Source organism: Pseudoalteromonas sp. NZS127 (assembly GCF_015864805.1).
GTDB classification, from domain to species: domain Bacteria; phylum Pseudomonadota; class Gammaproteobacteria; order Enterobacterales; family Alteromonadaceae; genus Pseudoalteromonas; species Pseudoalteromonas nigrifaciens.
Genome location: NZ_JADYWN010000028.1, coordinates 12,880 through 39,740 on the forward strand (window position 1 = coordinate 12,880; position 26,861 = coordinate 39,740).

Consider the following 26,861-nt stretch of genomic DNA (forward strand, 5'->3'; position numbering starts at 1 on the left):
TGAGCGTTAACTGTACAGAACATAAAGATTTAAAGTAATAAAAAAGGCAGCTTTACTGGGTAAATCTGCCTTTTTTAATCTGCCCGATAAGTTATCGATAAAAATTAATAATACCTTATCACCAATTTATTTATGGGTTCATAAACTCATTTATTTGTTGATGCGTTAAAGTAGGTGTTGCTCCGGCACTTTCGGCGACCATAGCACCAACAGCACAAGCAAAGTCAACCGCATGTTGTGCGCAATCACTACTGCACAGCTGATAAATTAACGAACCTAAAAACGAATCCCCTGCGCCAACTGTATCAACAACACTAATTAAATAGCCTGAGTTATAGTAGTTTTCGCCTTTAATGGTGAGTAATGCGCCATGGCTGCCTTTAGTTACACATAAATATTCGGTATTAGTTTGTGCAGCAATAAAGGCTAAGTTTTGCTCAAGCGAATGAAACTTACAACCCATAGCTTTAGCAATTTCGTATAGCTCTTCGTCGTTTAATTTGATGAAGTCGGCTTTGTTCATTAAATCTACGAGTGTTGCTAATGTGTAGTGAGGCGCACGTAGGTTTACGTCAAATACTTTAAAGTTTGCTACATCAACTAATTGATTTAATGTTGCCAAAGACGTTTCGCTTCGCCCTATTAGGCTGCCAAATACAAATACATCGCTACTTTTAACTTTACTCAGTAACTCATCTGTAAGCGCTATATTATCCCACGCTGTATCTGCCACTATTTCATAACTTGCTGAGCCACCACTATCGAGTGTTACCTCAACCGTGCTGGTTTTTTTGTCACTGTTAATAGCAATATAATCGCAGCTTACGCCTTTGCTCGCAATTTCGCCGAGCAGCTCAGCGCCTAACTCGTCGTTACCAACAGCGCTGATCATGTCGGCTTTAATGCCAAGTGAGTTAATACGCACACACATATTAAGCGGCGCGCCACCTAGGCGTTTACCAGAGTCAAAACAATCCCACAGTACCTCGCCAAAGCAGCTAACACTTACGTTTTCGCCTGATTTATGATTAATTAAAATACTCATAATTAGTTACTCTTTTGCTCAAGTGCAGCCTGCATAATGGCTTTAATTTTACTATTAGGTGCGTATAGCGCGGCAATCGATTTTTTATACTCTGCAGTAAAAGCTTCGTTATGCTCAAGCTTACCAAACAAGCTCGTTAACTTTAAAAATGCAATCGGGCTAGTTTGAGTCTCTTGCGCGTAAGAATTAAGCTCTTTGTACATCGCATCTTGAATTTCAAGCTTTTCGCCTTTTTCACTTACACCTTTATCGCTGTATAAACACCAAGTAGCAATAACCAGTGCAGCCAACGATATATCTCGACCTTGTACTAGGTTTTCGTTAATTGTAGCAATAATAAACTTAGGCAGTTTAGCTGAGCTTTCACTGCAAATACGCGCCAGGCTGTCTTTAATATTAGGATTAGCAAAACGCTCTATTAACGTATCTTTGTAGCTTTGAAGATCAATACCTTCAAGCGGTTCAAGGTTTGGCGTTACTTCTTTATCCATAAAAGCACGTAGGTATGTGGCAAATAATTCATCAGATACCGTTTCGTCAATTGTGCCATAACCATGAATTGAACCTAATAAACCAAGCACAGAATGCCCAGCATTAAGTAAACGTATTTTCATGGTTTCATAAGGCGTCACATCAGTTACAAACTGTGCACCAACAACATCCCAATTTGGGCGAGAGTCACTAAAGGTGTCCTCTATTACCCATTGTGTAAACGACTCACAAGTAATTGGCCACTCGTCGCTAACACCATAGGCATCAACCACGTAATCAATATCACTCTTTTTAGATACCGGTGTTATGCGGTCAACCATCGCATTTGGAAACGATACGTTTTGCTCAATCCACTCACTTAGGTTTTTGTCTTGCTCTGTGGCAAAGGCTAAAAGCATTTTGCGTGTTACGTTACCGTTATGCTGAATGTTATCGCACGACTGTACTGTAAAGGCGCCCAAACCTTGCTCTTTACGCAGTTTTAGCGCAGCAGTAATGTAACCAAACGCCGTAATTGGGTCGTTCGGGTTATTAATGTCGTTAATAATATCTGGATTGCTGTAATCAAATTCGCCCGTTGCCGGGTTAAAGTTATAACCGCCTTCGGTAATAGTAAGCGATACAATTTTAGTATCGCTGTGTGCGAGTTTATTAATTACCGCTTGTTTGTCCTCTGGGGCAAACAAAAAGTCGATCATTGAGCCAATTACTTTGTTATCTATTTTACCGTCTGGGTGTCTAACAGTTAGCGTGTAAAGGTAATCTTGCTGCTTTAAAATATCACGCAGACCACGGTTACCCTCTAACAGGCCAACACCACATATGCCCCACTGCTCAGAGCCTGGGGTTTTTAAAAGCTCGTTAACATATACCGCTTGGTGAGCACGATGAAAGCCGCCTACACCAATATGAACAATCCCCGCTTTAACGGCGCTACGGTCGTAACTTGGTGTGTCAACATGGCTTGGTAATTGAGCCAAGCTCTGTTGGTTTAGCCCTGTAACAAGAGCGTTTGTGTGTTGATGTTGCGTCATGGTGCGACCTTACTAAACAAAAATAAAATATAAATTACGATACTGTATTACGATAAGTAATTACGATGCTGTATTGAGTACTTTATGGCGTTTTAACGACCAGTACGCAGTAACAAAATAAATAACAGTACAAATAAAACAGGCAATTTCGAACTGCGACTTATTAGCGCTGTACATCACCATAGTGTCACTGAAAAACATCACTTGGCTGGCAAAAATAAAAATAATCACCAATGAAATAGTCGATATGCCATTAAGAACTTTGGTAAATACAGAGCTATCAATTACTGGCTTTGGAATGTCTTTAGCCTCAGCTGCTTGATATTCTTTAATATCACGTTGCTCTTGCTCTTCTGCTGCAATTTCTTGCGTGTAATCTTCACCGGCACCGTATTTTTTAGCTAAAAGTGTGTAAATAACGATGGTGAAAATCCAGGTAGGAATAAACAAGTAGTAAAACGACATTACATCAATTGCGTTTAAGCCAAAACCGAACACAAGTGCAAGTGCCCATGAGGCAATAGCAGGGATGCTGCGGGTAATATTTTTATATTTAGCCCAGTAACGTGTTAAGCCAATTTTAGGAAATAACACATGCTCGGCAAATACAATGCCGCCCACTGGCACAACTAATAAGCCTGCGTAGGTAAGTAGCGGAAGCATTTGTGAAAATACAAACGGGAAACACGCAATAATCACGGTTACCACACCTACAATAGCGGTTGTGCGTTCACGTGATTGATTAACAAATATAGATTGCGCTGCAAGGCCTGCACGGTAAAGGTTTGCGTTAGCTGTAGTCCAACCGGCAATAATTACAATAACAAATCCAGTCCAACCTAATGCATGGTATGCAACATCACCCGGATCAAGTGACGAAATGGTTGTTTTAAGTAATACCGCAACACCTGCGCCCATAATACCGGCAGAGATCCACGCTAAGTAATGACCAAAAAACATACCCACACCAGAGAACAAGCCATAGCTTTTGCGTTTAGCAAATCTAAAAATAGCCATGTCGATTAAACCAAAGTGAGTAATTGAGTTAGCAGCCCATGCAAAGCCAATCACTTCTAATAGGCCAATGCCTTTTTCACCATCGGCATTGGTGCCCGTCCAGATGGAGGAGTCGCCTATGGTCATAAAGTCGCTAAAGCTAGTTAAAGAGGTAGAACCCAATACGTGGTTTGAAAGCTCAGGGAATAACGCGAACGAGCCTGCAATAAATATAACAAATAGCCAGGGCGCACACAGTTTTGAAAAGTCAGCAACGGTTGAAAAGCCATACATAGCAACAAATACAACAATTGAGCCAACGGCTAAAACAATGGCGACAAACCAAAAGCTGTTTGGATACCAATCAAGCTGCGCGGGTATGTCGAACAAAAACCGCACGGCGGTGGAGGATACCGTGATCATGGCCGCCGATATAACACTAAAAATAACTACATTAGCCCAGTTATAGAGCTTGGTCATTGAGTTACCAGCAATTTTGTTTAAGTAGTTATATAAACTTAAGCGGGTTTGTACTGCAATGGGTGCCGTAATTAGCCACCAAGAACACATTGCTAACAGGTTACCTATTAATAACCCCAATAGAATGTCGATGGTTGATGCGCCTAATGCAACAAAGGTTGCGCCAATAACAAATTCAGTGGCAGCAACATGTTCACCAGCGTATAGCCCTGCAAAATGTTTCCAGCCGTGAAGCTTATTATTAGCAACCGGAAGTTGCTCTTCGTTTACATCTTTAAATGTGTGTGTGTGTGGACTCGTTGCCATGGTATTTCCTAGTTGTTAACAGCAAAGTACTTAATACCTAAAGACTTTGCTTCTTATAATTTAGTTTTATAAACGCGTAACCACTTGTTTTAGTTTTTATAATTAATACCAGTACTAACAACGCTTATATTTTGCCACTTATAAACCCTATAAATGTGTGTTGGTATAAGTAGCCATGTTTAAATGTTTTTACTTTTAAGTGCAGGATAAGCTGTAAAAAACTGCTGCCAATGAGTTAAGTGAGCAATATTTGGATACGCTTTATGAACATAGTTAATGGCCGTTTGCATGTGCTGCCCGCCACTGTAATGCAGTACTTGCATATTGGCATTTATGGCTGCACATACGCCAGCTTCGCTGTCCTCAATTACCAAGCAATGCTCTGGTTTTACGCCCATTTGCTTAGCTGCATGTAAAAATAAGTCGGGGGCGGGTTTACCACGCTTTACTTCACTGCTGGTAAATATCGTATTGCTAAAACAGTTACTTAAATTAACTATATCTAATGCTTTAGCTGTACGTGCTGGACTGCTACTTGTGGCAATACATTTGGGCACAGCTAAGTTATTAAGTACTTCGTTTATGCCATCGGTTGTACTGAGCGCTGAACCAAACTCGTTTAAGAGCGCTTCTCGGTAATCATCTTCAAAGCTATTTGGCAAAGTGACATTAAAGGCGTTTTGGATTTTTTGACTTACGGTTTTAAAATTACACCCCAAAAAGTGTTGCTGTACATATCCGCGGTCAATGTTAACCGTTAAATACGCAAGCATATCAATCAACACTTGAGCGCTGAGTATTTCACTGTCGATGACTACCCCATCGCAATCAAATATTACTAAATCAATTTTAGCGTTCATTGGGTTACCTTAAACATTTACTTTTTGTGCAAAACACCAACTGAGCATAAGCCCGACTGGCGAGCATATTCCCTTTATTGTTTTTGAATGTCAACAAAAAGTGAACGAATTTACTTGTCGCTACTACAAACATAAATAAACAAAACTAAAAGCCGCTGTATTTAATCAAGTTTACAAAAAATATATAAACCTAAAATTGGATCTAAAAGTATATTTTAAGCCCCTCTTGCAATCTTATTTATGAATTATTCCAATCTATTTAATCAATTTTACCGAACAAAGGAATGTTCATACACTCCTCAACAGTTAAACAGCCAGCAGCACTGCCGGCAATTTTAAATAATAAGGTCGACATGAATATTTTATTAAACGCAATAAACAAGAATACAAAACTAACATTAAGCGCGTTAACACTTGCGATGGCATTACCAGCAAGCGCGGCTACATTAACTAAAGACAACGGCGCAGCTGTTGGCGACAACCAAAATTCAATAACTGCAGGCGAGCGCGGCAGTGTGTTATTAGAAGACGTACAACTAATTCAAAAACTACAACGCTTTGCACGTGAACGTATTCCTGAGCGTGTGGTACATGCGCGTGGTACGGGTGCTCATGGTGTATTTGTGGCATCAAAAAGTTTAGATGATTTAACCATGGCAGCACCTTTTACCGAGGCCGGTAAAGAAACTGACGTTTTTGTACGTTTTTCATCGGTAATTCACTCAAAAGGTAGCCCAGAAACACTGCGCGACCCACGTGGCTTTGCGATTAAATTTTACACCGATCAAGGTAACTGGGATTTAGTGGGCCTTAACTTACCGGTGTTTTTTATTCGTGATGCAATAAAATTTCCAGATATGATCCATTCATTAAAACCATCACCTGTAGATAATATTCAAGATCCTAACCGTGTTTTTGACTTTTTCTCGCACGAACCAGGCTCTACTCACATGTTAACGTGGGTTTATAGCGACTACGGCACACCAGCAAGCTTACGTAAAATGGATGGTTGGGGTGTTCACTCTTATAAAATGATCAATAAATCGGGCGATGTTAAGTACGTTAAATTTCATTGGGTAAGTAAACAAGGCATTGAGAATTTAAATGCAAAAGAAGTCGCTGAAGTTCAAGGCCAAGACTTTCAACATTTAACGCGTGATTTATACAGCGAAGTAAATAAAGGTAACTTCCCAGAATGGGATCTATACATTAAAACGCTTGATCCGTCGCAACTTGACGACTTTGATTACAACCCATTAGATGCAACAAAAATGTGGTTAGGTGTAAAAGAAGTGAAGGCAGGTACATTAACGCTTAATCGCATGCCAACTAACTTTTTTCAGTCAACAGAACAAGTAGCAATGGCACCGTCTAACATTATTGCGGGTATTGAACCCTCAGAAGATAAGTTATTACAAGGGCGTGTATTTTCATACGCAGATACGCAAATGTATCGCCTTGGTGCTAACCATCAACAGTTGCCAATTAACCGTGCAAAAGTGGAGGTAGTTAACTACAACCAAGACGGCGCAATGAACTATGGTAATACTCAAAGCAACGTAAACTATCAACCAAGCCAAGAAAACGTAGCTGAAAACCCAATTGCACGTAGAAGTAATACAGAGCTAAAAGGTTTTGTACAACAAGCCGCCATTAAAAAGCAGCAAAACTTTGCGCAAGCAGGTGTTTTATACCGAGGTTTTAGTAAGCAAGAACGTACTAATCTGATCAATAACCTAGCGGGCGATTTAGTAAAAATAAAAGACAGTAACGTTAAGCACAAAATGCTTAGCCACTTTTACAAAGCTGATAGTGAGTACGGTACACGTTTAACTAAAGCCATTAATGGCGATATTAAAATAGTTAAGCAGCTTGCAGCTAACCTGTAATTAGCAAGTTACAAAACATTAGTCCCAACTAAACAAGCTGTTATATAAGTAACCACAACCATGAGGAAGGAGGCAACCAATCCCCTTCCTCTTTTTAAAAGGTATAAAGTAATGCGTAATTTATTGATTATAGTAGTGCTACTAATAAGCTTTACCAGTAGTGTTTACGCTAAAAATACAACGGATACACAAACACCTAGTACACAACTTGAAAACCAACACTCAGCGCAAACACAATACGAGAGTTTATTTGCTTATTACTTTGCTGCTGCACGTACCAACGATACCGCTGTAATTAAGCAATTTGTAAGTGCCGGCATTCCTATCGACAGCTATAACAATAAAGGTTACACCGCATTAATGATTGCCACTTACCATGGTAATAAAAATACGGTAAACACACTTTTGCACTTAGGCGCTAATGCTTGCATGGAAGACAACCGAGGCAACACAGCGCTAATGGCCGCTATTTTTAGAGGTGAGTTTAGTATAGCCAAAACACTGGTATCACTTGATTGCGACAACGCACATCAAAACAAAGCAGGCCAAACAGCCGAACAATTTGCACACACATTTGGCCAGCAAAAAGTGCTCAATTTACTCACGCAGGTTAAAAATTCTAAATAAAGTTCAAAAGCCCTTATAAAAGAGCTTTAGGTGTAACTAAACTTTAGCGGACTGCTTATTTAAGTCGTTACTTCTACATTATATTTTTGGGGTTTATCTCGCGTTACAAAGTAGCAAATTAGCGAGCCAAGTGTTACCAGCACCACTCCTTGCCAAAACGAAGCACTTAACGTAATAGACAAATACAACGCCGAAATAATAGTAGAAAACACCGGTGTAAAGTACGAAAGCGTTCCAAGCAGCATTAAGTTACCGCCAATAATCGCTTGATTCCACAGTGCATAACCACTGCCAACAACTACACCCGCAAGTAACAATGTCATGCTTGAGCTGATTGAAAACGTTAATGGCGCTTCATTACTAAAACCATATTGCGCCCACAAACTCATTGCCGTAACAGTAAAAAATAACGTAATAGCATTTTTACCATTACTTATTTTTTGCGTTACTACGCAATAAATAGCCCATATAAACGCGGCAGCTAATGCCATTAAATAAGTAGCAGGATTATCAGCAAAGTTAGTAACTAACGTATCGACTGACATTTCTTGATCGCCCGTAATACACCAAGCAACCCCTAAAAAAGCAATGATCATACTTGGGTAAACCCAGTAACTTACTTTTTTACGCCCAATAATAATAGAGAGCAATATAGTCAGCGTGGGCCATAAATAATTAATTACCGCCATTTCCATAGCCTGATGGCGACTATTTGCCATACCGATAGAAAGTGCCAAGCAAATTTCGTACGACACAAATAATAAAGTACCTACTACCAAGTAGCGTTTCGAAAAACCACTAAACTTAGGTACTCCCATAACCAAAATTAAAAATATCGCACTTACAGAGTACATAGCCGCAGCACCACCAATGGGGCTAAACAACTCAGAAATATCCCGTAGTAATGCCACTAAGCAGCTCCACAGTAGTATTGCAGCGACTCCATAAAGTGTATATTTATTTTTGCTTATAAAATCCATATTAAACCTAAAGTACTACTTAATAATCTGAAGCTAAACTAACAGTAATTTTTTGTTTTAACAATAACATGCCGTTAATCTGCAGTGCATAACTAGCATTATCAAAGCTAAATATTATCACTATAGTTATAAGCAATAAGCGTAAACAGCCATTCAGTGTTTAAATTTAGCAAAGCAGCACAAACGCTAGATAAATTAAAGTTACTGACTCTTTTGTCTCGTATTACCACTTTTACAGTGGTGTGGTTAAATAACTCACTAAACAGAGAAAGCAAATATGAACAAGTTCACGACTCCCGATCTATACGACGAACACCGTGATAGCGTACAAGTAGCCGACTGTGGATTACAGCACTTTGGCAACAAAACCACCTTTAGTGGTCAAGTCGTTACTGTAACGTGCCCCGATGACAATTCGTTTGCCGCTGAAATACTTCATCAAAATGGCGTAGGTAAAGTGCTGGTTATTAACGGCTTTGCTAGTAAACGCTTTGCATTTATTGGCGATATTATGGCAGAGCGTGCTTTAAAAAATGGCTGGGAAGGTATAGTTATAAATGGTTGTTGCCGAGATATTGAGATTCTTGCTACCTTAAATTTACCTATTATGGCGCTTGGCTCAACACCACGCTGTACGTTAAAGCGAGGTTGTGGTGAAAATAATCAAGCTATTGCCATGTTAAGCGTCTGCATTGAGCCTAATGATTGGCTTTACGCCGATGTGAACGGGCTAATTGTGAGTAAATATAAACTTAGTTAGTTGCTAAATCACAACTAAAATAGATTAGCTGCCGCTTTTTTAATAAAATCTGAAACATCGAGTAGGGTGAGGCTTTTGCCTCATCCCTCTCACAGAACCGTACGTACGGGCCTCGTATACGGCTCCTGTATTCTTCTATCCCTTCGGCTTATTTTCTAAACGCCGAGTGAGCAAGCCATCCTGTACTTACTTTTTCCATTGAATATAAACCTTGCTCCTCAAACCATTGGTTTGGCATCGCTACATTCGATAATGGACTTAGAGAGTTTCGCCATGAGTTCATTTTGATGAACTTAAATGGCGGCTTTTTCCCTAATTGTTTTAGTCGCTTATGCAACCTCGCTGGGTTTTTCCACAACCTTAACTGAATTGCCCTTAATCGTCGTCTCACCCACCTTGCCAACAAATTTAGCACTCGTTTACAATTGGCTATACTGAAATAATTTACAAAGCCGCGCACCACTGGATTGAGTCTTTTTATTACTTCAATTAAGTTCATGCCACTATTTCGCTTTGTTAACCGTTTAACTCTTTGTTTAAAGCCTTTGAGTTTTGTGGCTTGGATACGCGTCCAATTACTGCCTATCTCCACTCCCAAAAATTTTACGCCTTCACTACTATGCGCTATGTGCGTTTTCTTTTGGTTGACTGTTAACTTTAAGCCTTTTTCGAGTATCTGAGTCGCTACTGTGAGTGCATTCTTGGCTGCTTTTTCTGTGCAGCATAAGATCAATATGTCGTCGGCGTACCTCACTATTCTGTGATTTCGCTTTTTCATTTCTTGATCAAATGCATCTAGGTAGATATTCGCCAACAATGGACTGATAACACCACCTTGTGGACTTCCTACCTCACTCGCTTCCCAATTATTGCCTATCATTACTCCGCTTTTTAAAAACTGTTTGAGCAGTTTTAAGATGCTACCGTCTGTCACTTTGCGTTTGACGCTGCTTATGAGCAAGTCGTGATCGAGTAGGTCAAAACACTTCGACAGATCCATATCAACCACCCACTCACGGTGATATTTACGAATAAATACCGTGGCTTTGCTGATGGCGTCATGACAACTTCGTTTCGGCCTGTACCCATAACTTGATGGGTGAAAGTCGATGTCGAAGAGCGGTTGGAGAATGTTCAATAGTGTTTGTTGTACTATGCGGTCGCGAACTGTTGGAATTCCCAGCAGTCTCACACCACCATCATCTTTCGGTATTTCTATCCGTTTGACTGGCTGTGCGCGATACTGCTTGCTTTGCAGTTCACCTTGCAGTTGTTTCAAGTTTTCTTCTAAATTCAAGGCGAACGCGGCTATGGACTGCCTATCTATTCCGGCCGCTCCTTTCGCTGCTTTCACTTTTTTGAATCCCTTGTACAGGTTATTAATATCTAATAATTGCCCATACAAGCTGTAGTAAACTGTCATCAATTGCCTTTGCTTACGGTATGTCTGTCGTTTCACATTGATGTATAGTGGTGTTCTTCATGAGGACATTAGGTGTGCTAGCCGAATGGCAATCTGCCTAAGTGGTCGCTCATTACTCCCATGCTCGGCCTTCAGTTCTCAGCGTCCACATTCCTGCTTAGCCGTCATCTCTTGCCTATTTCCGTCGAAATACATGTGAGCCTATACGTCGATACTCCTGATTTTCATACACTTAAAGAATACTTCCCCCCTTCGCAATCAATTAAAGCTTTTGATTAAAATTGACCCTATCAAACATTCTGTTGATAGTCGGCTTGGTTTTCCCCTCCACACCATTACTGGCTTTCATCGGCCTAGCCTTACTCACTACTACGGGTTCATCTGCCACCTCACACCGACGTTAAACCTTGGGTTTCCCCTTGAGTTTAGGCCACTTATTTACACTAAGTTTAGATGCCAGGCTTCCCCAGTTACTGCACTGGCTCCCTGTTAGAAATCCCACCCTCAAGCACAGTATTGGTCTGACTAAGTATAGGGCGTTGCGCTATTTTGCACGCTGACCCACCAATACTGCCGAAACAGGTTACGGTTTGTTGTGTACCTCTAACTTCTTATGGCTTCCTTCAGACCCCACCGTTGGCCAGTGACGCCCTTGCCATTCAGATTATCTTCCCCTTAGTCAGGGTGATAAGGCATCTTTCAGCCTATCGGGTTTGCCAGCTTCGCTGGGCAAACAAAAAAGCCCAGCATTGCTGGGCTTGTGTCATATTAATAGGTAACTATTTTATTAGTTAAAAGTTACCGTCACTATGTTTGAACACACGTTTTCAGTTACACACACTTGATAGTCGTACGCAGGTAGTGTTGCACCACGTACATAATCACGATAACGACCGTTATCTGAGGTTGTGCCTACTAACTCGCCATTACGATATACATTTAATGACTGAGCACCCACTTGCTGCCAACTTAGCTCTACACGCATTGTGCCTAAGCGTGATTTATTAGCGCGCTTAAGGCTTAGCTCAATCTCTACATCACTCACTACTACAGTTTGAGTTGATGCGTTGGTATTGCCTTCGCTGTCGGTAACAGTTAATTCAACTTCATAGCTACCCGCCACTGCATAAGCATGCACAGGGCTTGCATCGGTTGATGTAGCACCATCACCAAAGCTCCACTGCCACTGTGTAATATCGTTATTAGCATCTGTGCTACTATCGGTAAACGAAGCCGTTAAGCCTTGTGTTTCAACGCTAAAACTAGCACGTGGTGGTTGCGGGCTTACCTCTCCAATTGCACTTAAAGTAAGTGACCAGCCATTTATATTACCTGTATCAGCACCGGCGGTGTCTTGTACATGTAATGCCCAATCGCCAGTGGCTACTTCGCCATTAAATGCATCTGAAGTGAAGCTTTTAATAATATCATCTGAGCTACCGCCCTCTTTATTTTGTAACGTTATTGTAGTGCCTTGCGCTGAGATAAGCTTTACAATTAAATCACCAGACCAAGTATGACTAATGTTAACATCGGCAACTGTATTAAAAACGGTTAACTCATCTGCAATCGTAATTACAGAGCTTACACCTTCTGGCGCATTATCAGGAATAGCAATATTTTCATCACTGCTGTAAGTAAAATCATTCAACCCCATAGGTTTAACCATTAATTTTACAGTGCTTTCCTTAACTCTATCATCCGACGTTGCTGTAACGGTAAACTCATATTCACCCCACTGCGTCTCTTCAGTGGTAGGTACTACTAACTGTACTTCTTCACCTGGGCGAGCAGTGTTTTGTGAAAGTGACGCTGAATCTAAATTACCTGTCAATGCAAACGCAACATCACCATCCCAATTGGCAATTGAGCCTACACTAAACGTATAGCTTGCTGACTCACCCGCAGTGATCTCCTGTGACAAAGGGCTAACGCTGAGTTTAAAGCCTGGGGTTGGATCTGCGTCAATTAGCGCTTGGTTTACATTTAATCGTGTACCAGCAACCGTTTTAGCCTGTAGTGCTGCGTTAGCATCGCCGCTACTCATTAATAACTCTTTTAATTCTAACGCTGTTAGATCTGGGTTAACTGATAAAGCAAGTGCTGCAGCACCAGCAACATGAGGCGTTGCCATAGAGGTGCCTGAGTAACTACTATAAGCGTTTCCTGGCACAGTAGATAAAATGGCAGTACCTGGGGCACCTAAATCAACACTTGTTAAGCCCCATTGTGAAAAGCTCGACATAGCATCATTACGATCTGTACTTGCTACAGATAAAATACTATCGTGCTCATAGCTTGATGGATAATGAGGGTTAAGATCATTGTCTAATGCATCGTTACCTGCCGCAGCTACAAAAAGTATATCCGCCGCTTCGCTTGCATCAATCGCTTCAGCAAGTGCTTGGCTAAACCCGCCGCCGCCCCAGCTATTGTTTAGCACACGAAGGTTAACACCTGAATTTTTAAGGCTAATCATATAATCAATACATTTAATTGCCCCAGAAGTACTCCCCGTGCCATCAGCAGCTAAAAATTTACAGCCAACAATAGACACTTCATGGTTTACCCCTACAACACCGATCGCATCATTGCCACTTGCACCAATAGTCCCTGACACATGAGTACCATGCCCTTGGTCGTCCATTGGATCGCCACTATCAGTAATTGCATTGATACCATAAATGTCATCTATGTAACCATTCCCGTCGTTATCGATACCATCTCCTGCAATTTCAGCGGTATTTACCCACATATTACTTGCAAGGTCATTATGGCTATAATCAACACCGGTATCGATTACACCTACCACTACATCTCGGCTACCAATAGAAATAGTCCATGCTTCTGGAGCATCAATATCTGCATCAACGGTACCACCTGACTGGCCTACATTATGTAAGCCCCAAAGTTCATCAAAACGGGGATCATTGGGTACATTCGCAATACTAACTTTATAATCAGGTTCTACATATTCAATGGCTTGGTGCGACTTTAAGCGCTCAATCGCTTCTTTGGTGCTCATGCCCGCTACTTTAAACTTAGCAAGGCGACCTGAAAGTAATGAGGTATAGCTGTCATCTATTTCATCATTATTTAAATCTGAAATTTTAGCTCTAACTAAAGATCTTGCATGCTTTCGCATTGCTGGGGTGGCATTTTTTTTATATTTAACAATTAAAGAATCACTAGTCGCTGCATCTTGTTGTTGCATCACACCAACATCGGGCACTTTAGCGGCGGCTAAGCAAGGTAGGAGTGCAAGTGTAATAATAGATAATTTTGTTTTCATTGTTCTATCCATAGTTTGGGTTAACTTAGTAACACTAAGTAATTTTATTTACTACTTCAGTACAAGGGATCACATGGCAAGCTATTAGAAAACAGCTAAAGATAAAATTACACAAGCAAGAAAAGCAAAAACCAATCATTTTGACTAGATTTTCATCGGAAAAACATAAAATACAGCCGTTGTTACGAACTTGTTAAATAAGTTAAAAGTGTAGACCTCCTTCTTTTTTACTGCTTTTTGTATAAAACCATAATAAAAACAAAAAACACACGTAAGCACATGAAATATAGGAGCTTTAAAATTGGTAAAAAATGATGATTTAACAAATTAAAATTAACTAATACAGTTAACACCATGATTATTGTTTCACTGTGAGCAGCTTGTACTTTATCTAAGATGCAAATAAGCAGTGAGCGCTGGTCATACTTAACACTTTACATACTTAAAAGTAATCAAGTGGATCACAACACATTATATCAGCACGGCATGCTGAAACAGAAAATACCTAATTAAAACAGATAATATCTAGGTATTTTATTTTTACTATTCAAGGAGAATAAATAATGAAATTAACTAAATCAATTTTAAGCTGCGCAGTTGCAGTTGCAATGGGTGCAAGCTTCGCTTCTTATGCAAATACAGATACTAAATCAGCCTCAAATTCAGAAATAGGTACGGCCATTTCTGTAATGAGCGCATCAAATAACATGACTTTGATACAAAACAACAACAATAACGATGCATTATTAGTACAAGTAGGTGATAACAACACCATGCTTGCTACCATTGATGGTAATGAAAATTACACAGAAATTACGCAAAACCAAACTGGTAATTACGCAGGCGTTGCTACTGTGGGCAATAGTAATACAGAAGAGTATTCTCAAGATGGTGTTGCTAACGGTTTAATCTCGCAAGTAACCGGTGATTACAACTCTTTAGTTGTTGCCCAAGAGGGTGTTGGCTTTTTAGTAAATAACGAAGCTATAAACATTATCACGGGTGACGATAATACGATTGATGTAGCTCAGGGTGCTGGTGGCCATTGGTTTTATAACCTTGATATGCAAGGTAATGCCAACGAAATCAGTGCAGTACAAACTGGTGAATGGCACGAAGCTGAAATAACGTCATTAACCGGTGATCAAAATACTATTGATATTGAGCAATCAGGGGTTTATTGGAACGCATTTACAATCAATTCTTTACAAGGTAATGATAACGACCTTGATATTGAACAAGATGGCTCGCGCAACATAGCAACCTTTAGCGATGTATCGGGTGATGCTAATGAGCTAAAAGTTGAGCAAGATGGTGAATCTAATGCAGTTAACTTTGCTGCTATTGTTGGTAGTGATAACGAAATAGACCTTGATCAAGAAGGTACTAGCAATACAGCAGATTCGGCTCTATTTTTAGGCAATAATAATGAAATTACTATTACTCAGTTAGATACTCTCAACTCAGCTACAGCTGAATTAATTGGTGATAATAACGAATTAACTGCAACTCAAAATGGCTTTGGGAACGAAGCATACATGGGTGTTATTGGTTCAGATAATGAGTTTTTAATTAACCAAGTTGGTGATTTAAATGCCGCACATCTGGTTAACTTTAATGGTACTGGTAACGATGTAGATGTATTTCAAAATGGTGACGAAAATACAACAGTTGTAGAGTCTTCTTACCCTAATACGGCACTAACTTCTAATGATAACAATATTGATATCATGCAAAGTGGTGTAGCAAATGAAACCATGGTTACTCTTGCTGGTATATTAGATAGTAATACAAACCGAATTGATATATCGCAAACCGGTGAAATCAACTTAGTTGACATTATGGTTGAAGGTAGCGGCCATAGCATTGATATTTCACAAGAAGGTGAAGGAAACTGGGTTACAGGTATGGATCAGTCAGCCTTTTTAATTGCTGGAGAGGATGTTTCATTTACTGTTAATCAAATTGGTAACGATAACCTTGTTCAAGGCGGCATAATCGGCTCGAATAACATGGTATCTGTTACGCAAATTGGTGACGGAAATACAGCTACAGTTACGCAAATGTAATTGCTAAGGTGGGGGGGGAGGTATACTTCCCCCCTTTTATAATATGAAAAATAATAAAAGCATATATATTAGCTACTTACTATCAGTTTTACTGTGCTTCTCACCTGCAGCATTTGCAAATGATGAACTAGAAATAGATGGCTTATTACTCGATAGAAGTATTAGCCGTTTTGGCCATCAGTTTTATTACAAGTTTTCAAACTACTGGAGAGACTTACCTTCAACTGCGGGGTTTAATATTGAAATAAAAGAAACCGTGCTACCTAAGGCTGGCACCAGGCTTTCTTTAATAATGAATAACCAACTTATTTATGCAACTTATTTAGGTCGTAGGTTAGAGCCTCTTGACGAACGCGTTGAACAAGCAGTTTATATTGTAATAGATGCAATGGCTCGCTCAAACATGGCTGTATCGTCTCCCGATATGGCTGTAAACGGATGGTAAAATGAATAAAATACTACTTATAATAATAACTCTAAGCTTTTCAGCTAGTGCAACTGAATTAATTTACACCCCAATTAACCCAAGTTTTGGCGGCAACCCACTCAATGCAAATATGTTGTTGAGTAAAGCTCAAGCGCAAAACAAACACAAAGCACCTGTCATCGAAAGAGATTATGCAGAACAATTTCAAGACTCTTTACAGCGTACTTACCTAAATAGAATGGTCAGAGAAATTACCAATATGGCATTTGGTGAAGACTCTGAAGACAGCATATTTAATCAAGACTCTATATTTATGAGTGGTGACTACCAAATTGAAGTGATCACCAGTACCACAGATACTATTACTGTAAAAATAACAAATATGCTAGATGGCACCATTGTAATCATCGAAGTACCGAGGTTTGGATAATGTATAAACTGCTAATAACAATAATATTACTTACTTTAACGGGCTGTACAACGATAGGAAATTTAATTCCGCCATCGCAACAAAAAGCCATAAGTTTAGAGCCTACTGAGATTTTTGCTGATTTAAAAAACTTACCCAAGCCAATGGGCAGCATTCCCGTCTCTGTTTATTCATTTAGAGATCAAACGGGTCAATACAAACCGCAAACGAATGTTAGCTCTTTTTCAACCGCAGTTACTCAAGGGGCTAATTCCATATTAATTCAGGCATTGCATGAATCAGATTGGTTTACACCGGTTGAGCGCGAAGGGTTACAAAACATTCTAACTGAGCGGAAAATCATTCGTGCTGCCCAGTCAGAAAACCCAAATCAAGCCGATTTACCGCCATTAACAACAGCTAAAATTATTTTAGAAGGCGGTATTATTAGTTATGACACCAATGTAAAAACCGGTGGCCTAGGAATGGAGTACTTTGGTATAGGTGCATCTGAATTATATAGAGAAGATGCTATATCTATTTATTTACGTGCCGTAGACGTACGTACAGGGCAAGTATTACTCTCGGTAGCAACCAGTAAAAAAGTATTGAGCCAAGAGATGCGTGCAGGCTTTTTTAGATATGTAAGTTATAAGCGCCTTGCCGAGGCAGAAGCAGGTTATAGTGATAACGAGCCAATGAGTATTTGTGTTACTCAAGCAATTGAAAAAGCACTCACTGATCTTATAACTAAAGGTATTGATAAAGGCTTGTGGGCTAAAAAAGCAAGTTAAGTAACAAATAAAAATGGCTACTTATTAAAGTAGCCATTTTTAATGTATGTAATTATTGTTTACTCATTGGTAATAAAACCGATATGTAACGCTGCGCCCAGTTGGCCAGCTCAACCCTATTACGAGAACTTGTTTTTTTAAATGCACTGTATAAATGAGTTTTGACTGTATGATCGCTAATATTTAATTTATCTGCGATAACACTATTACTCGCCCCCTGCGCGATAAGATGAATAACTGAACGCTCTCGTTTAGTTAAATGTTGATAATCGTCCTGCTTTAATTCTATGCCTTCGTGTAAACTACTAAACGAAGAGGTCGCAACTAAAATGTCGCTGAATGCTTGGGAGAGTATCATTCTAGTAAACCATAATTCGCCTGCATTTATTTTAACTAAACCTTTAAAAACTTCCTCACTTGGCGTCGATTTATAAAACACACCATTAACATGGTTAAGTAGTAAGTTTTTCTCACATATTGCTTTACGCTCAACATTAAATATCACCACATTATACTGCCTCGCTAAAGCGATTAAATCTGCAGGTACAAGGTTGTGCCAATTATGCGTGGCGCCATCAATTAAATACAAAGTATATTGTGAACGTTGCTCAACGTTTGGCAGTGCATCATCCATATTTATAGTGTTGAATAAGGCTCGGAGAGTTCTTAAAATATCTTGATAATTATACGAGCAAGCCGATGATTTTAAATTTGTTTTTATAAATGCTGATTGCTGTAACATAAAACTCTTCCTTAGAATTCTTATGTAACACTACCTAATTTTTGAACAACTTACAATACAGTTTTTACATTCGTTCACAGTTGTTAACCACCTGTTTTACAGCTCACGATAAGCATGCTTTGCTGCCTTACGTATCTATTTATTTAACCCAAACTAACTATTACTTATTGCATAACACACCGTAATTAACGAAGCCAAAATTAACATCAGTAGAGGAAAACTAGTAATAGTCATTTAGAATAAAGCTGTAAAACAAAAGCAATCAATAAATTTAGTTTATAGTCGCTTTTAACTTATTTAACGCATCAACTGAAAAGCCTCTATCGTAAAAATAAAGTATTTTACCGCTGTTATTTATAAGGACTACACGGGTATTATTGGGATTTTGATTACCAGTAAATTTTTGTACTTTTTCGCCGTCTTTATAAATAGTGATTACCCCAGCCCAAAGCTCTTTTGGAATTCCTTTGCGCATACCACTGTCTATAAATGCACTAAACATGCGAGGTGCCATACCAGCAATAGTGGGTAGTTCGTAGGTAGGAATAACTACACCACTCATATCTAAGCCAATTAACCAGCGATCAATGTCAAACTGACTATCTTGCTTATAGCCTATAAGCAAAAGTGTTTTATCTGCATTAAAATCGCTTGGAATAGTCACTTTATTTTGCGTTAAACTTTCGCCGTCAATCGTTGGAAATTGTTTACCAATTACTTGCTGATTTGGGTACTGAGTAGAACATGCCGCTAAAAATATAAATAAAAAAGCAGTGAGTATTGATTTAGCCATAGTAAATCCTAATTATAATTTTTAAAGTAATACCTGTGCTTTTATATACGCTAAGCGTTACTTTATCGATCTAGCTATATACTCTTTAAATTCTAAAATAGGCATAGGCCGGCCATACTTCCAGCCTTGCCCGTAATGTACCCCTGCTTCTTTTAAAATGACTTCTTGCTCTGTTGTTTCTATGCCCTCTGCCACACAGGTATAACCAAATTTATGTACCAACTCCATAATATTAGGGATCATAGAGGCTTTTAAGCCTTCCGTAGCTATGTCTTGTACAAATGAACGGTCTATTTTAAGCTGATGGAAACTCAAATTATGTAAGTTTTTTAGGTTTGAATACCCAGTGCCAAAATCATCAAGCGACAAGCGAAAACCCGACTCGATTAATGTTTTAAAATAGCCATGAGCAATAGTTGAATCTAAATACTCGTCTTCGGTTATTTCTAAACAAATTACAAATTTAGATTGCATTAATCCGGTTATTTTCGGTAATGACAACACATTCCCTTGCTCTACATCACAAGGAAAAATATTTAATGACACCTTAAATCCACTTGGTAACTGCTCTGCACTTTCTAACTCATTAAGTACAGTGTTAATCATTATTTTGGTAAAAGACCAAGTTAAATTAATTTGTCTAAGTATAGGAATAAATTGATCCGGTGTAAGCACCCCGTAATCATCTTTAAAGCGCGCAAGTACCTCGCAACCAATTATTTTTCCGCTTTGTAAATTAACTATTGGCTGATAAACCCAATAAAAATTACCGCTCTTTAATCCCCTACGTATCCTGCTTACAATTGAGCGGCGCGTAGTTAGGTGCTCATCAACTAATAAGCCACACGAAATACTCACCAAGCAAATTAAAATAAACGAAATAATGAATAGTTGACGATTATCGGTAAAAAATACATCCCATGGCAAATACAAGGCAACACAATAATTTCTATTATTATTACTGCACGTTATATTCGTTTCGTAATGTAAATAGTCATTACTTTTTATATTATTATGAAGCCCTGTTTGCCCAGCTAAATGAAATAAGTTTTCAGATTCTTTATAAAAAACCTGCCAATTAGGCGTTACAATAATTTTAGGATCGAATACTTCTGATTTTAGTATGAGGTTATAATTGCCTTGGCGAATAATTAGTACTTTTAGTGGGCGCTCGGTAAAGAGTAATAAGTAAAGTTCAGGCTCAAAGCGTATGCCTATTTGTGAGGGTTTATTTTTATTTACAATATAATCTGGTTGGTTATCTGGTAAAGGATTTTCAAGCATACCAGTACCTGTAGTACAGGTTAATGTATTATTTTTAAAGTAGCCTATATCAATAGCAAACTTGGCATCAAATAGCATCCGCCGCATAGCAAGTAAATTCGCTTCGTTACAAGTAGTAAAATTTAGGTTATTTAATTTAGTTAAAACACGAACGCTTTCCTCTACACCATCGTCTACTTGGGAGAGTAAATATTGTGAGTCTGAATGTGTTTGCGCTACTAATTTTTGACCCGCAAAGTACAATAAAATAAAGCAACCTAATGCAAATATAAATCCACCTGATAGCAGTACTACTATTATTTTTTTAGGATGCTGTTTCATTGTAAATTGAGGTATCCCCATTTATGCAAAGTCCTTTAATAATTACATAAGTAACTGAAAATTCAAGTTTCTGATAATATATTTACAATAAATATTTAAAAATTAAAACTCACGAATAATCGCCTCTAATGCATCACTAATTTTTTGATGCTGTTTTTCGTCTAAATGCACACCATCCTCATTTGAAACACTCACAATCCTTGCCAAGTCATAAAATGAGCATTGTTTTATACTAGCAACATTTTCAAATGCTGCAGCTAATTGCACTACTTTTTGCTCTGCCCCTTTGTACACGCCTGCGTAACTTCCGACTTCTCGTACATGAGCGGGACTAAGTATTAAAATTTTTGGAGAGCCTGGCGCATTGCTTTGCTCATAAAAATTCAATATTGAATCTATTAATGCTGTTAACCCAGCGGCAATATCGTGCGCATTTAAACTAAACCGATTTTTCAGATCGTTAGTACCTAAATCTATAATAATTAAATCTATTTTAAGTTCATTTAAGTAAGACTGTAAATAAGTTACGCCCGATAACTCACCTGCAAACGGTGGGTTGTTTACTAAAGCACGGTTAGGCTGCCCAGCTTCTATTATTGTAAAATTAGCCCCTAACTTTACAGCAAGCTTCGCTGGCCAGCGCACTGTAGCACTAAATCGTTTTCCTGTTTGCGGATTTAAACCCCAAGTATTGGAATCCCCAAAGCATAATATGTTTTTTATCATTAAAAAGGGTTTAGCGTATAGCCCTGCTGTTGTAACTGCGCATGTGCTGTCATTGCCGATAACGACATTTTTACGCCTTTTATTAACTGCTCAGGAGCTACTTTATAGTGCGTGGCCGACTGCCCACATACATAAACCACCGTATTATTAACAAGTAATTGCTCAATTAAGCTTTGATTTTTGTTATCGACTTCAAAGCGGTTTTTATATGTATTATTATCAAGCACATCTACGCTTGCACTGCCATGTATTACGAGTGCCAGCTCTATATTTTCTGGTTTAATACCATGTGCTATATGCATATTAATAAACCGCGCTAAAGAATTCATACCATTATTTTGCTCACCTTTTTGCGCGCCTTTACCAACATCAAAGGCAATTTTAAAATGTGTGTTTTGCGTTATAGGTGCATGTGAGGGTACATTATAAAAAAAGCCAAAGTCTTTTATTGCGGGCTCTAAGTCATTCGCAAATACTGGCAGGCTTACAAACATTAGGCCAAGACCTAAAATAAAAGATTTCATTAATATTATTCCTTTTTATTTTTAATATTTTAATTAATAGTCATTTTTTGAACTACTTTAAGCTATCTACGAGTAATGTTTTACCCTAGTTGCCAATAATAGTAGCCGCCAAATAACGCACTGCAGTTAATAATTATGGTGAGCCAAAGTACGGCTATAAAAATACGCTTTTGTGATTTATGCCTAAACCATTGCTGAGCGATTAACGCCCCCGGCCAGCCACATAATAATGCTAAAAGGTGTAAAGTTCGCTCAGGCACTCTCACCACTGGCTGCTTTTTACTCATGGCCAAACGTTTGTCCCATTTATAAACTAAAATGGTAATTGTACTCATAACTACGTACACACTTGCGGCAATTGTGGGCCAATAGCTAAACAGCCCTCCTACGGTTAATACACACAAAAAACCAATCGAAAAAAGTAATAATGCTTTTTTAATCAAGTAACTCTCACCTATACTGTATCTAGGCCATACCCAGATTCACTTATACTAGGCAGTAATTATGTCATATTTAAAAACACTGATACTAACCTTTTGCATTGTATTTACAACCATTGTAAATGCACATCCAGCTGATTTAGCTAAAGAGCTCAGCGCATTTAAGCCATATTTAGGCACATGGCAGGCTAATTTTACAGTCCCTGAAGGCGCAAAGCCAAAGCAAGACATTAGTAAATGGCAGCGGGCTTTAAACGGTAAAGCTATTCGTACTATACATTCAATCAATGAAGGAGAGTATGGCGGCGAGTCGATGATATTTTACGATAGTAAAAAAGACTCATTAGTATTTTATTATTTCACTACGGCGGGGTTTTACACTAAAGGCACAATGAAGATACTTAGCCCTACTCAGTTTGTAGCCTATGAAGAAGTAACGGGAAATAAAGAAGGCATAACTAAAGTTAAGTCTACCAGCGAAATTAAAGGTGATGAATTTATTGTATCAACCTCGTACTTAAAAAAAGGCGAGTGGACTAAACCTGCAACCCGAACCTATACACGCAGTAACCAGCAGGTTAAGTTTCAATAAAGCGTTTATAACAACATTTAATTGAAAAAGGCAGCCAAGGCTGCCTTTTTCATAACTACTTAGAATTTATAAACTACTTTATGAATTTTTTAAATGGTTCATCAACTGGCGTATCTGCAAGGTGGTTAGTGTAGTTACTCATTACTTTTTGCGATAAGCCTACAATAATTTCAAGCAGTTGTTGCTTGCCATAACCCGCTGCAAAAAACTTTTCAATCTGCTCATCACTTATCACACCGCGGTCACGTGCCATTGCAAGTGTGGTTTCACGAAGTGCTTCAAGCTTAGGATCAGCAAGTGGTGTTTTATTTACTAGCGAATCAACAATACCTTGATCAACTTTCATTGACGCTACAATTGCACTGTGGGCTGGCACACAATAATGACAGTTATGTTCAACGTTAATTGATTGCCATACAACCGTTAATTCTTCAGCATTAAATGACGTGTTTTGAAACAGCTCATGCAGTACTTGATAACCTTTAAGTAAAGTAGGTGCTTCTGCCATTACTGCATGTAGGTTCGGTACCATACCAAACGCAGCTACTGAATCGGCCATAAGAGATTTTGATTCTTCAGGTGCATTTTCTGCTGTATATAAAGTAAATTCTGTCATGTTTAGCTCCAATAAATAATTAGTTAGTTAACTTCGAGACACATACCATTTTATTTTGAGCAGTTGTTCAAGTTAAAATTGAGCATGTGTTCAAATAATTGAGAAATGAGATGGCGAATAAGATTAAGTTTGAGCGTGAGACAGTTGTCCGCCTTGCAAGTCAGCTATTTTGGGAAAAGGGTTTTCATGCAACATCGACGCGTGATTTACAAGAAGCTATTAATATGCGACCTGGCAGTATCTACTCTGCTTTTGGCTCTAAGGAAGGGCTTTATATTGAGTCTTTACGAGACTACACAGTACAAATGGAGAGCCAGATTAAAGAGTGCCTATCCACATCAGATACTATTTTGGGTGGGCTGCGCGCTTTTGTTGAAAATGTAATAACAAAAAAAGAAAGTGCGCCTAGTGCTATTTGTATGCTGGTAAAGGCCAACTGTGAATTTGCAGATAAAGACAGCAATTTATTTCAACTAAGCTTAGATTTAATTGATAAATTTGAAAACTACCTTTCGGTTCTTTTTGAACAAGCAATAGCAAAAAATGAGTTAAGTAATAATATATCTGCGCAAGAGTATGCACGCTTTTTTGAAGTGCAGTTTACTGGTTTACGTGGTTATTTTAATCGCCCGGGTGTTGAGTCACTGGCTCAGCCAATGATAGATCAAATGTTTAAGATCATAAAAAGCTTATAAACGTCTCATTTTAGTTATTTGAACAAAAACGGCAGTAATTTAAATTACTGCCGTTTTTATTTTGTCTCAGTGCTAAATAACTATTACGTTTTTAACTTATTAAGTTCTGAGTCTTGTTGCGCAACTAATTTATTAAGTACTTCACTGCTGTCGCCTGCTTGTAAAGATAAATCAGATAGCTGCGAAGCCGCGTCTGATATCAGCGTTAAATTACGGTTTATTTCTTCGCTCACTAAGCTTTGCTCTTCGGCTGCGGTAGCAATATGCGTAATTTGATTAGTAATTTCGTCCACTTTAACTACCACGCTATGCAGTGCATCAAACGCTACTGAAGTTTCATCAACTGCACTTTGTGCCCGCACTACGCCTTTTTCGATAACCGTTGAGGCATTACCTACTTCAAGCAACAAGCTATCAATTAATCGACTAATATCATCGGTTGATGAGCGCGTTTTTGACGCCAGTGCACGCACTTCGTCTGCAACAACCGCAAAGCCTCGACCATGATCACCCGCTCGTGCAGCTTCAATTGCAGCATTTAGCGCAAGTAAATTGGTTTGCTCTGAAATAGTACGAATCACATCTAAAATTTGCGTTATATCGTTACTGCGCGACGCCACTTTTTGCACCGCTTGGTTAGCTTCTTTGATTTCCTCAGACATGGTTTTAACTTGGCTCATGGCTGATGACAAACTCGTTTCACTGCTTACCACTAAGTTATTAATTTCACCCGCTTGTTGCGCCGATTGTTCTGATGCGCGAGCAACTTCAAGCGCAGTTGCGCTCATTTCATTCATTGCGGTAACTACGCTTTCAATTTCGTGAAACTGCGCCTGTACATTATGTTTAGTATCAATAGCAATATGCTGGGCAATTTCACCTTGCTGCTTAGTTTGATCAGACACATCTTTTAGCTGTGCAATTAACACTCTAAGCTTAGTTAAAAATCGATTAAAGCCATCGGCTAATGCAATTAGCTCTGCATGCGACTCTACATGCAGCGTATGAGTTAAGTCGCCCTCTGAGCTGGCAAGGTTATCAACGCGTTGCTGAATTTGCTGCAGTGGAGCAACAATACTGCCAATAACTAGCTTCATAACAATAAAAGCAACAACTGCAATTGCTAAACCGGTTATTAAAATAATAACCCCTAGTGACTGCGCAGTTTGCTGCATGTTTTGCGAAAGAGCTTGCGGCCCTGCCAGTGCAAGCTCTGCTGGTACTTCTATAATTAACGACCACTGCCTATTAGCAAGCTTAATATTAATTGGGTAATTAACTAAATACTGATCGTTAGCTTTAAAAATACCACTGTGATCTTTTAGCTTTTCTAAATTATTAATCGTTACTGCGTTAACAGCTTCTTTAAAAGGACGCCCTAATTTAGATTTATAATGGCTGCTACCAACCACTACCCCCAAATCACTCAGCAAGGTTACTTTTGCTTTGCCATTATAAAGTTGCTTAGAAAGCTGCTCTGTCATGGTTTGAAATGTAGGTAGTGTTAAGTCAGCGCCAGTAATACCAATAAACTGCCCTGATTTTAAAATAGGCACTGTTAAAGACGTTAGCATAACCGAATCGCCAGAGGGAATTTCGTATAGGTAGGGTTCCATAATACACGGCTTAAGTGTGTCTTTAGCACATAAATACCAATGTGCCTCTCGAATACCAAACTCGTTAAGTGTTGTAATGTATTTATCTGCGGCGTTAGCTACTTTTTGCTGTTCAATAACACCGTTTTCGTCGCGGGTAATATATACTTCAAGTGTGCCAGCACCATCAACAGAATGTTTATAACCTTGCTGAAAGTAGGCGTCTTGGCCGTCAAAAGCGTTGGCTTCAAACTGTGAGTAAACCGATGATAAAAGAGTGTTTTTTTCAATAATAGCGTGGTTAATACTTACCACTGTATCTCGGTTTAAGCTATTTTGCTGGGCTGCGTCGCTAAGTAATGCTGCCAATGTATAGGGAATTCGGTAGGCTTCGTTAATAAACCCAGCTATTCTTTCACCGTAAACAGCCGCGTTTGCATTAAGTTTTTCTTCTACTTCAGCAACTATATATTCTTCAGACTTGGCCGCTAAATCTTTATTACTTAATGATAACTGCCACCATAAAATACTAGGGCGTGTTGATCTTTGTGGTATGAAAAACAAACAGCATGAAGATAAGGTATAATTGAATTCGCCAGAAAACTTTACACCGAACCTACATGCCAAGATTAATGTTAACAGACGGGACA

At 38.8% G+C, this 26,861-nt stretch carries 24 protein-coding genes; 9 read left to right on the plus strand and 15 right to left on the minus strand.

Annotated elements, in window-relative coordinates:
• Positions 1-130: 130 nt before the first annotated feature.
• From I6E78_RS17380 to I6E78_RS17395, 4 genes are all read right to left on the minus strand, one after another.
• Positions 131-1,045 (minus strand): carbohydrate kinase family protein, encoded by a 915-nt coding sequence (locus I6E78_RS17380; protein WP_011329842.1) that lies wholly within the window; start codon positions 1,043-1,045, stop codon positions 131-133.
• A 2-nt stretch (positions 1,046-1,047) separates the two neighbouring features.
• Complete coding sequence (locus I6E78_RS17385) at positions 1,048-2,571, minus strand: mannitol dehydrogenase family protein (protein ID WP_197182998.1); 1,524 nt, start codon at positions 2,569-2,571, stop codon at positions 1,048-1,050.
• A 60-nt stretch (positions 2,572-2,631) separates the two neighbouring features.
• Positions 2,632-4,353, minus strand: a complete 1,722-nt coding sequence (locus tag I6E78_RS17390; protein WP_010553603.1) for a purine-cytosine permease family protein — start codon at positions 4,351-4,353, stop codon at positions 2,632-2,634.
• A gap of 179 nt (positions 4,354-4,532) precedes the next feature.
• The gene (locus tag I6E78_RS17395; RefSeq protein WP_089369143.1) at positions 4,533-5,213 is read right to left on the minus strand and encodes an HAD family hydrolase; all 681 of its coding nucleotides are present in this window, start codon (positions 5,211-5,213) and stop codon (positions 4,533-4,535) included.
• A gap of 353 nt (positions 5,214-5,566) precedes the next feature.
• Between I6E78_RS17395 and I6E78_RS17400 the strand changes: the two genes are divergently transcribed.
• Positions 5,567-7,102: a catalase gene (locus tag I6E78_RS17400; protein WP_197182999.1), complete on the plus strand. Its 1,536-nt coding sequence runs from the start codon at positions 5,567-5,569 to the stop codon at positions 7,100-7,102.
• A gap of 111 nt (positions 7,103-7,213) precedes the next feature.
• Positions 7,214-7,729: an ankyrin repeat domain-containing protein gene (locus I6E78_RS17405; RefSeq protein WP_197183000.1), complete on the plus strand. Its 516-nt coding sequence runs from the start codon at positions 7,214-7,216 to the stop codon at positions 7,727-7,729.
• A gap of 59 nt (positions 7,730-7,788) precedes the next feature.
• Here I6E78_RS17405 and yddG read toward each other — a convergent pair whose 3' ends face one another.
• Positions 7,789-8,709 (minus strand): aromatic amino acid DMT transporter YddG, encoded by a 921-nt coding sequence (yddG, locus tag I6E78_RS17410; protein ID WP_011329837.1) that lies wholly within the window; start codon positions 8,707-8,709, stop codon positions 7,789-7,791.
• 277 nt (positions 8,710-8,986) lie between these two features.
• On the opposite strand from yddG, the gene I6E78_RS17415 reads away from it, so the two are divergent.
• Positions 8,987-9,469: a putative 4-hydroxy-4-methyl-2-oxoglutarate aldolase gene (locus I6E78_RS17415; protein ID WP_011329835.1), complete on the plus strand. Its 483-nt coding sequence runs from the start codon at positions 8,987-8,989 to the stop codon at positions 9,467-9,469.
• A gap of 148 nt (positions 9,470-9,617) precedes the next feature.
• Here I6E78_RS17415 and ltrA read toward each other — a convergent pair whose 3' ends face one another.
• Both ltrA and I6E78_RS17425 read right to left on the minus strand, forming a co-directional pair.
• On the minus strand, positions 9,618-10,892 hold the full coding sequence (gene ltrA, locus I6E78_RS17420) for a group II intron reverse transcriptase/maturase (RefSeq protein ID WP_197183001.1): 1,275 nt from the start codon (positions 10,890-10,892) through the stop codon (positions 9,618-9,620).
• 787 nt (positions 10,893-11,679) lie between these two features.
• The gene (locus I6E78_RS17425) at positions 11,680-14,184 is read right to left on the minus strand and encodes a S8 family serine peptidase (RefSeq protein ID WP_197183002.1); all 2,505 of its coding nucleotides are present in this window, start codon (positions 14,182-14,184) and stop codon (positions 11,680-11,682) included.
• Between the two features lie 563 nt (positions 14,185-14,747).
• Here I6E78_RS17425 and I6E78_RS17430 point away from each other — a divergent pair.
• Genes I6E78_RS17430 through I6E78_RS17445 form a run of 4 tightly spaced genes read left to right on the plus strand, consistent with a single transcriptional unit; the run spans position 14,748 to position 17,883 of the window.
• The gene (locus tag I6E78_RS17430) at positions 14,748-16,253 is read left to right on the plus strand and encodes a curlin (protein WP_011329833.1); all 1,506 of its coding nucleotides are present in this window, start codon (positions 14,748-14,750) and stop codon (positions 16,251-16,253) included.
• Positions 16,254-16,296: 43 nt separating this feature from the next.
• Positions 16,297-16,698 carry a curli production assembly/transport protein CsgE gene (locus tag I6E78_RS17435; RefSeq protein WP_011329832.1) on the plus strand — a complete coding sequence of 134 codons (402 nt, stop codon included), beginning with the start codon at positions 16,297-16,299 and terminating at the stop codon, positions 16,696-16,698.
• 1 nt (position 16,699) lies between these two features.
• On the plus strand, positions 16,700-17,110 hold the full coding sequence (locus I6E78_RS17440; RefSeq protein ID WP_011329831.1) for a curli assembly protein CsgF: 411 nt from the start codon (positions 16,700-16,702) through the stop codon (positions 17,108-17,110).
• Positions 17,110-17,883, plus strand: coding sequence for a CsgG/HfaB family protein (locus I6E78_RS17445; protein WP_011329830.1), 774 nt, complete (start codon positions 17,110-17,112; stop codon positions 17,881-17,883). Before I6E78_RS17440 ends, I6E78_RS17445 begins: the two co-directional genes overlap by 1 nt.
• Positions 17,884-17,935: 52 nt before the next feature.
• On the opposite strand, the gene I6E78_RS17450 is transcribed toward I6E78_RS17445, so the two are convergent.
• The 6 genes from I6E78_RS17450 to I6E78_RS17475 form a co-directional block, all read right to left on the minus strand.
• Complete coding sequence (locus I6E78_RS17450) at positions 17,936-18,625, minus strand: response regulator transcription factor (protein WP_089369138.1); 690 nt, start codon at positions 18,623-18,625, stop codon at positions 17,936-17,938.
• Positions 18,626-18,896: 271 nt separating this feature from the next.
• The gene (locus I6E78_RS17455; protein ID WP_011329828.1) at positions 18,897-19,418 is read right to left on the minus strand and encodes a hypothetical protein; all 522 of its coding nucleotides are present in this window, start codon (positions 19,416-19,418) and stop codon (positions 18,897-18,899) included.
• A gap of 57 nt (positions 19,419-19,475) precedes the next feature.
• Positions 19,476-21,044 carry an EAL domain-containing protein gene (locus tag I6E78_RS17460; RefSeq protein WP_231618035.1) on the minus strand — a complete coding sequence of 523 codons (1,569 nt, stop codon included), beginning with the start codon at positions 21,042-21,044 and terminating at the stop codon, positions 19,476-19,478.
• Positions 21,045-21,125: 81 nt separating this feature from the next.
• Positions 21,126-21,749 carry an SGNH/GDSL hydrolase family protein gene (locus I6E78_RS17465; RefSeq protein ID WP_089369136.1) on the minus strand — a complete coding sequence of 208 codons (624 nt, stop codon included), beginning with the start codon at positions 21,747-21,749 and terminating at the stop codon, positions 21,126-21,128.
• Positions 21,749-22,243, minus strand: coding sequence for a DsrE family protein (locus I6E78_RS17470; protein ID WP_370446755.1), 495 nt, complete (start codon positions 22,241-22,243; stop codon positions 21,749-21,751). Before I6E78_RS17470 ends, I6E78_RS17465 begins: the two co-directional genes overlap by 1 nt.
• 110 nt (positions 22,244-22,353) lie before the next feature.
• Entirely contained in the window at positions 22,354-22,716 is a 363-nt protein-coding gene (locus I6E78_RS17475) for a DUF1294 domain-containing protein (protein WP_089369134.1), read from the minus strand.
• A 61-nt stretch (positions 22,717-22,777) separates the two neighbouring features.
• Between I6E78_RS17475 and I6E78_RS17480 the strand changes: the two genes are divergently transcribed.
• The gene (locus I6E78_RS17480; protein WP_089369133.1) at positions 22,778-23,305 is read left to right on the plus strand and encodes a hypothetical protein; all 528 of its coding nucleotides are present in this window, start codon (positions 22,778-22,780) and stop codon (positions 23,303-23,305) included.
• Positions 23,306-23,378: 73 nt separating this feature from the next.
• Here the strand turns inward: I6E78_RS17480 and I6E78_RS17485 are convergent, their stop codons facing one another.
• On the minus strand, positions 23,379-23,921 hold the full coding sequence (locus I6E78_RS17485; protein WP_197183003.1) for a carboxymuconolactone decarboxylase family protein: 543 nt from the start codon (positions 23,919-23,921) through the stop codon (positions 23,379-23,381).
• A 110-nt stretch (positions 23,922-24,031) separates the two neighbouring features.
• On the opposite strand from I6E78_RS17485, the gene I6E78_RS17490 reads away from it, so the two are divergent.
• Positions 24,032-24,616, plus strand: a complete 585-nt coding sequence (locus I6E78_RS17490) for a TetR/AcrR family transcriptional regulator (RefSeq protein WP_197183004.1) — start codon at positions 24,032-24,034, stop codon at positions 24,614-24,616.
• A gap of 83 nt (positions 24,617-24,699) precedes the next feature.
• Here the strand turns inward: I6E78_RS17490 and I6E78_RS17495 are convergent, their stop codons facing one another.
• A complete protein-coding gene (locus I6E78_RS17495) occupies positions 24,700-26,775 on the minus strand; it encodes a methyl-accepting chemotaxis protein (protein WP_231618037.1) in 2,076 nt (691 codons plus the stop codon).
• Positions 26,776-26,861: the final 86 nt, after the last annotated feature.

Bases quoted from the DNA above. Each gene is read 5' to 3' on its own strand.
- I6E78_RS17450 (WP_089369138.1), bottom strand. From the start codon at position 18,625: ATGTTACAGCAATCAGCATTTATAAAAACAAATTTAAAATCATCGGCT.
- I6E78_RS17480 (WP_089369133.1), top strand. From the start codon at position 22,778: ATGTCATATTTAAAAACACTGATACTAACCTTTTGCATTGTATTTACA.
- I6E78_RS17440 (WP_011329831.1), top strand. From the start codon at position 16,700: ATGAATAAAATACTACTTATAATAATAACTCTAAGCTTTTCAGCTAGT.
- I6E78_RS17425 (WP_197183002.1), bottom strand. From the start codon at position 14,184: ATGAAAACAAAATTATCTATTATTACACTTGCACTCCTACCTTGCTTA.
- I6E78_RS17400 (WP_197182999.1), top strand. From the start codon at position 5,567: ATGAATATTTTATTAAACGCAATAAACAAGAATACAAAACTAACATTA.
- I6E78_RS17415 (WP_011329835.1), top strand. From the start codon at position 8,987: ATGAACAAGTTCACGACTCCCGATCTATACGACGAACACCGTGATAGC.
- I6E78_RS17445 (WP_011329830.1), top strand. From the start codon at position 17,110: ATGTATAAACTGCTAATAACAATAATATTACTTACTTTAACGGGCTGT.
- I6E78_RS17455 (WP_011329828.1), bottom strand. From the start codon at position 19,418: ATGGCTAAATCAATACTCACTGCTTTTTTATTTATATTTTTAGCGGCA.
- ltrA (WP_197183001.1), bottom strand. From the start codon at position 10,892: ATGACAGTTTACTACAGCTTGTATGGGCAATTATTAGATATTAATAAC.
- I6E78_RS17460 (WP_231618035.1), bottom strand. From the start codon at position 21,044: ATGGGGATACCTCAATTTACAATGAAACAGCATCCTAAAAAAATAATA.
- I6E78_RS17405 (WP_197183000.1), top strand. From the start codon at position 7,214: ATGCGTAATTTATTGATTATAGTAGTGCTACTAATAAGCTTTACCAGT.
- I6E78_RS17380 (WP_011329842.1), bottom strand. From the start codon at position 1,045: ATGAGTATTTTAATTAATCATAAATCAGGCGAAAACGTAAGTGTTAGC.
- yddG (WP_011329837.1), bottom strand. From the start codon at position 8,709: ATGGATTTTATAAGCAAAAATAAATATACACTTTATGGAGTCGCTGCA.
- I6E78_RS17395 (WP_089369143.1), bottom strand. From the start codon at position 5,213: ATGAACGCTAAAATTGATTTAGTAATATTTGATTGCGATGGGGTAGTC.
- I6E78_RS17435 (WP_011329832.1), top strand. From the start codon at position 16,297: ATGAAAAATAATAAAAGCATATATATTAGCTACTTACTATCAGTTTTA.
- I6E78_RS17390 (WP_010553603.1), bottom strand. From the start codon at position 4,353: ATGGCAACGAGTCCACACACACACACATTTAAAGATGTAAACGAAGAG.
- I6E78_RS17470 (WP_370446755.1), bottom strand. From the start codon at position 22,243: ATGTTTGTAAGCCTGCCAGTATTTGCGAATGACTTAGAGCCCGCAATA.
- I6E78_RS17385 (WP_197182998.1), bottom strand. From the start codon at position 2,571: ATGACGCAACATCAACACACAAACGCTCTTGTTACAGGGCTAAACCAA.
- I6E78_RS17490 (WP_197183004.1), top strand. From the start codon at position 24,032: ATGGCGAATAAGATTAAGTTTGAGCGTGAGACAGTTGTCCGCCTTGCA.
- I6E78_RS17485 (WP_197183003.1), bottom strand. From the start codon at position 23,921: ATGACAGAATTTACTTTATATACAGCAGAAAATGCACCTGAAGAATCA.
- I6E78_RS17465 (WP_089369136.1), bottom strand. From the start codon at position 21,749: ATGATAAAAAACATATTATGCTTTGGGGATTCCAATACTTGGGGTTTA.
- I6E78_RS17430 (WP_011329833.1), top strand. From the start codon at position 14,748: ATGAAATTAACTAAATCAATTTTAAGCTGCGCAGTTGCAGTTGCAATG.